General features: G+C 60.7%; 6 protein-coding genes and 2 pseudogenes. 7 read left to right on the top strand and 1 reads right to left on the bottom strand.

What is annotated here, in order from left to right; all coding sequences use genetic code 11:
- Window positions 1-139: 139 nt before the first annotated feature.
- The 5 genes and pseudogenes from F4U95_RS24310 to F4U95_RS24290 all read left to right on the top strand — a co-directional run.
- Window positions 140-614: pseudogene (locus F4U95_RS24310) on the top strand (IS5 family transposase); the annotation flags it as partial.
- Window positions 614-1,624: pseudogene (locus F4U95_RS24305) on the top strand (helix-hairpin-helix domain-containing protein); the annotation flags it as partial. The pseudogenes F4U95_RS24310 and F4U95_RS24305, both read left to right, overlap by 1 nt.
- Entirely contained in the window at window positions 1,611-1,922 is a 312-nt protein-coding gene (locus F4U95_RS24300; protein WP_150443170.1) for a hypothetical protein, read from the top strand. The pseudogene F4U95_RS24305 and the gene F4U95_RS24300, both read left to right, overlap by 14 nt.
- Window positions 1,923-1,983: 61 nt before the next feature.
- Window positions 1,984-2,553 carry an alpha-ketoglutarate-dependent dioxygenase AlkB gene (locus F4U95_RS24295; RefSeq protein ID WP_232016193.1) on the top strand — a complete coding sequence of 190 codons (570 nt, stop codon included), beginning with the start codon at window positions 1,984-1,986 and terminating at the stop codon, window positions 2,551-2,553.
- Window positions 2,550-2,885 (top strand): hypothetical protein, encoded by a 336-nt coding sequence (locus tag F4U95_RS24290; RefSeq protein ID WP_120252919.1) that lies wholly within the window; start codon window positions 2,550-2,552, stop codon window positions 2,883-2,885. The genes F4U95_RS24295 and F4U95_RS24290 overlap by 4 nt, the downstream gene beginning before the upstream one ends.
- Here F4U95_RS24290 and F4U95_RS24285 read toward each other — a convergent pair.
- Entirely contained in the window at window positions 2,882-3,229 is a 348-nt protein-coding gene (locus F4U95_RS24285; protein WP_145986299.1) for a hypothetical protein, read from the bottom strand. The two genes, F4U95_RS24290 and F4U95_RS24285, sit on opposite strands and share 4 nt — an antisense overlap.
- A 187-nt stretch (window positions 3,230-3,416) precedes the next feature.
- Between F4U95_RS24285 and F4U95_RS24280 the strand changes: the two genes are divergently transcribed.
- The gene (locus F4U95_RS24280; RefSeq protein WP_120252917.1) at window positions 3,417-4,535 is read left to right on the top strand and encodes a DUF3182 family protein; all 1,119 of its coding nucleotides are present in this window, start codon (window positions 3,417-3,419) and stop codon (window positions 4,533-4,535) included.
- Window positions 4,532-5,329: an alpha/beta hydrolase family protein gene (locus F4U95_RS24275; RefSeq protein ID WP_120252916.1), complete on the top strand. Its 798-nt coding sequence runs from the start codon at window positions 4,532-4,534 to the stop codon at window positions 5,327-5,329. Before F4U95_RS24280 ends, F4U95_RS24275 begins: the two co-directional genes overlap by 4 nt.
- The last annotated feature ends 148 nt before the right edge of the window (window positions 5,330-5,477 follow it).

The raw sequence follows: 5,477 nt of genomic DNA, 5'->3' as shown, positions 1-5,477 counted from the left end.
TCCTCGGTGGGCGTGTGAAGTGTGGTAACTCCACCTTACCGATGAGCCCGGTGGCCACCGAGATCGAATTCGCATGGGTGGGGCATGCCCCACCCATGCGATCGCCTCAATCTACACCGGAAATTACACCACGAGCGCGGACGCTAACCGCCAAGAGCGAGAGGCCAGTCCGAGCGCAGGAGTGATCGACAGCCAGTCGGTCAAGGCACCATCGGCAGAAAAGCGCGGGTTCGACGCAGGCAAGAAGGTTGTCGGGCGCAAGCGGCATATCGCCGTCGATACCGATGGACGGCTGCTGATGGTCAATCTGACCACTGCGGACATTTCGGACAGCGCGGGCGCCCAGACCATCCTCGATGGCATCCGCAAACGCTGGCCCTGGATCAAACATCTCTTCGCCGATGGCGCCTATGACCGCCTCAAACTCATGGACAAGGCAAGCTATCTGGATTTCGTCGTCGAAGTCATTCGACGCAGCGATCAGCAGCAGGGCCAAGGTTCTGCCCCGACGATGGGTCGTCGAGCGGACCTTTGGCTGGATGATCCGATGGCGCCGATTGGTCCGCGATTACGAGAAGCGCATCGACGTCTCGCAGGCCATGATACTAGTCGCCAACCCATGGGCTTTTATGCACCCGCCCAAATCGTGCGGGACGCGCGCAATCATGGGGTCGACGTCCGGCCGGTGTCGATTAACCACAGCCATTGGGATTGCACGCTCGAGAAGATGCGCGGGCGCTATATGGCGGTGCGTTTGGGGTTCCGCAGCGTGCGTGGTTTAGCCAATGCTCATGGCGCGGCCATCGTCGCCGCGCGTGGTCCAGCACCCTACGAAAGCGTCGAGGATGTCTGGCGCCGCGCCAAGGTGCCCCGCGCCGCGATCGAGCGCCTGGCTGAGGCCGACGCGTTCCATTGCCTGGCGCAGGATCGGCGGCAGGGGCTGTGGAAGGTGAAGGGTCTGGGCGAAGCGCCCCTGCCCCTGTTCGCAGCGGCCGATGCCCGCGCCGGTCACTTCTCGGCCGAGGGACAGGAACCCGATGTCACATTAACGCCGATGAGCGCCGGCCGCGAGGTGGTGGAGGATTATCGCTCGACCCAGCTTTCGCTACGCGGCCATCCGCTGCAATTCCTGCGCGCCGAACTCGACGCCATGCGGATCGTGCGCTGTGGTGACCTTCCTTCGATCCGCGACGGGAGCAATGTTGAGTTGGCGGGCGTCATACTTGTGCGCCAGCGTCCGGGTTCGGCCAAAGGCGTCCTCTTCGTCACCATCGAGGATGAGACCGGCGTCGCACAGGGGATCCTCTGGCCTGATCGGTTCGAGATCTATCGCCGCCAGGTCATGTCGGCCTCGATGATCGCGATGCGGGGGCGGCTGCAAAAGGAGGGCGAGGTCATTCACATCATATGCGATCGCATTGTCGATCATGATGCGATGCTGCGCTCGATCGGACGGATGGAGTTCACCGTTGCACCGGGCCGGGGCGACGGCGCTTCGCATGGCGGTGGTCCTGATCCGCGTGATCCGGCATTCCTGAGCGGCCGCACATTGTCGCCGCCGCCGTTCACGACGCGTGCCCCACAGGATGAGCTCCTGCCCATCCGCAGCCATGACTTTCACTGACATGACGGCAAGCTCCCCAGGCACGATCATGCGCGCGCTCGATGTCCTACGCGAGGCAGCGGCCATGAAAGATCAGGCGCGCACTCGCGGGGGCGCGCTGGCGCTCTGGGTGCTGCGTGGTCATTGCCCCGACGAGTGGCTGGTGGCCTTCTGGGATGCGGCAGGGTCCGATCATGAGATCGGCCGGAGCCAAGGCATGCATGCAGCCTATAACGGGATTGTCCGGCAGATGCGGACCCGAGGCGGCCTGCTGCAAACGGCTGCGCCCCTGCAATCGGTGGCAGTAGACCCTATATGACTAGGAGAGACATGAATCCGATCGCCCCCTGCGCCGCCACGCGATGGCTTGGATGAACGCGATGTTCGATCTGTTCGACACACCTGCCGTTCCTGGGCTCGCGATGCGTGACGACGTGCTGACCAAAGCGGAGGAAGCTGCCCTCATAGCGCACATCGACGGCACCGACCTCACACCCTTCCGTTTTCAGCAATGGACTGGCAAGCGCCTGACCTATTCCTATGGTTGGAATTACGACTTCGAACATGTCCGCTTCGCGCCCGCCGAGCCGATGCCTCGTTGGCTCCTCGACGTGCGAGGGCGCGCGGCTGCCTTTGCGGGACTGGCAGCAGACGATCTCGTCCAGGCACTGCTGATCCGCTACGATCCCGGTGCGGGCATCGGTTGGCATAAGGACAGGCCGGTGTTCGAGCATGTCGTGGGCATCTCGCTCGGCAGTGAGGCCGTTCTGCGCCTCCGCCGTCGGAACGCCGCCGGGTTCGAGCGCGCCAAGGTCATGCTGCCGCCGCGCTCCATCTATCATCTGTCCGGCGACGTGCGCCACGCTTGGGAACATAGCATAGTGCCCTTGGAGATCCCGCGTTGGTCCATTACCTTCCGCAGCCTGTCGGACAAGGGCCACCTATCGTGAGCGGACAATCCTATCCAACCACACCGGACGGGCGCTACTTCGTGGTGCGTGGGCGGCTTTGGCGCGCAAGCAATCCGGCGCTAGAACCGGAAGTGCGCGAACGTCTGGTCAGGGAGCTGATGAATGCACGCCGTGCCGTCGGCGCAGCCAGGCGCAAGGCCGATCACACCGGCAAGACAGTCGCACATGAAGCGGTCAATCGCGCTAAAGTGGCGCTTGGCGAACGCGGCCCGGTCTGGTGGGACGATGGCGCACCTGACCTCAACCGCCATCTCGCGCGCACGGGCCCCTATGCGGAATGGTATGCGAGCCTTCCTGAAGACAAGCGCTAAGCCTTCCGTTTGCGCCGGGGCTTGTCGGCGAGCTCGAAGATGACCGACACATGATCACTGGTTTTCAGCGTCAAAAGAAGATCGTGTAGCTTGACGTACCGTTGCAGCTTGTAGTGGAACTTGGCACCAGGGCGCGGGCTGACGTAAAGGCGGTCGATGCCAGTCGAAATCGATCCATTCAAAAAATAAAGCGGCCAGTTTTGCTCTCCAAGAGCGGACCGTCGGCTAACCGGACAGCAGCCGTCGCATTCTTGAATGCCAAGCATCTGCGACACCGTGGTTGCCATCCCATTCAGTCCACGATTCGCCAAAAGCATTACAAGTTCAAAGACATCAAAAGGCATGCCCCCAAGGGCATTTGAGTGGCGAACTGCCTTGGTGGCGCACCATTAAGAAAAAGTGCTGACCCTGTCTTCATATGAAGCTGCAGACCAGGGAAGCCTGGTTATCGAGATCAGGGATATAATGTCTGACCATGGGGTTGTTGGTAAGACTACCTTTCGGCAGCCCCCTCTAAGTCTGTGAGGCCCAATGACACGCTCGCATCAGACCCATTTTGTGAAGATCCATCCCACCCAATCCAGCGCCCTGAACAATGAACATGACAAGGCCTCACGGAGCGAGCTTGCCCGAAGGATTGCCCGGCTCGGCGAGGCAAAATTTGTCGATCACGACATTTCTATCGACCAACAGCTTTTGGGTGGCCAGCCGGACACGCTGTTCATTCCGACAGGCACGATCGACTTGTCGACGGCAAGAAAACTGGGCATCCAAACTGAGAGCCAAATCTACGGTGGCGTGGTGCCGTTTCCCTTTGTTGGGAGCAAGATCATCACACATTCGGCCTTCGGAGACGACCCTCCAATTCCCGCCGGATGGCACCATGAACTAGGCTTGGCTCTTGCTCCTCACGTTCTTTCGGGCTGGTCGGCCTTCACTCTCGATGCGGTCCGCGCCGCCGCTCTTGATATGCTCGGGCGCACGGCGATCCGTCTGAAGGAGGTCGAGGCCACTGCCGGACTAGGCCAGTTCGTCGCTACGTCCGTCAAGGAACTGGACGAAGCGATGGCCCAGCTCGACGAGCCTGCAATTTCGAAGCACGGCGTGGTGATCGAGGAGAATCTCGATGATGTCGTCACCTACAGCGTCGGTACGACCCGCCTTTTTGGCGAGGCGATTTCCTATTGGGGCACGCAGCGGCTCACCACCAACAACAGTGGCGCGACTGTCTATGGCGGCTCAACCCTTCATGTCGTGAGGGGCAGTCTAGAGCGGCTTGCGAGCCTGGGTCTGGCTGACGAACTACAGCAGGGGATCGATAAAGCGATCGCCTATGACGCTATCGTCTCGCGAATCTATCCGGATTTGCTGGCGTCTCGCCGCAATTACGATGTCGCCGCGGGCGTCACCTCCTACGGGGAATGTCGCATCGGCGTGCTCGAGCAGAGTTGGCGTGCCGGCGGCGCGAGCGGCGCGGAGATCGCGGCGTTCGAAGCCCTGGCGCGTGATCCCGGCCGGTCGGCTGTGACATGCATGTCGATGGAGATTTATGGCGAGGTCGATGCCGCTCCAAACGGCAGCATAATCTATTATAGCGGTGTCGATCCTGTGGCAGGACCGATGACAAAATATGTGATGGAGCTGGAATGACAGGCAGTCAGCTATCCTTTGAGGTCGAGGGCGAAAGCCTGGAAGCAACCTTGTTGTCGCCCGACAAGCTGGTCCCAGGCATTCTTTTCATTCATGGATGGGGCGGCTCGCGCGAACAGGACATGGTAAGAGCAGAAGAGATCGCCCAGTTGGGCTGCATCTGCTTCACGTTCGATCTACGAGGCCATGCCAGACATGCCGAAGAGCGCAATGTCGTCACCCGGTCGCACGGTCTTGCAGATGTGACGGCGGCCTATGACTATCTCGTCAGGCAGGACCAGGTCGATCCGTCGGCGATTGCAGTCGTTGGCACCAGCTATGGTGGCTATCTCGCGGCATTGCTAACTGCGGCTCGACCGGTCAATTGGTTGGCACTTCGCGTTCCTGCGCTCTATCCGGACGAGCACTGGGATGTGCCCAAGGCCAAACTCGACCGCGATCTCATCAATGCCTATAGGGCGCGCTTTAGAACGGGCCGGGAAGACAAGGCTCTGGCCGCTTGCGAGCGGTTTGCCGGCGATGTCCTGATTATTGAATCGGAGCATGACGACTATGTGCCGCACACGACCATCAGCTCTTACATGTCTGCGTTCCACAACAGCAATTCGCTGAGCTATCGTATTCTGAAAGGCGCTGATCATTCGCTGAGGGATGAAGGCGGGAGGCGCGCCTACAACCAATTGTTGCTTACCTGGATCGAGGAGATGGTTCGGGGCGGTCGCCGGCCGTCATTGCCAGACGCCCAAGCAGAGGCACAACTACCATCGCAGGCGCGAAAGCTCGCACAAGGATAACTGAAGCGCCCCGGGTTTCCAGGAGGCTCCAACTTGTGAGAAGGAGCATCCGTTATGAGCAAGACAACCAACAAATTTTCACCTGAAGTCCGCGAGCGGGCGGTTCGTATGGTGGTGGAGCAGCGGGCCGAGTACGGCTCGGAATGGG

It is taken from the genome of Sphingobium limneticum (assembly GCF_008710165.1).
Lineage (GTDB): Bacteria > Pseudomonadota > Alphaproteobacteria > Sphingomonadales > Sphingomonadaceae > Sphingobium > Sphingobium limneticum.
The sequence above is the reverse complement of the archived record's forward strand: the minus strand, read 5'-3'. Positions and strand labels throughout refer to the sequence as shown.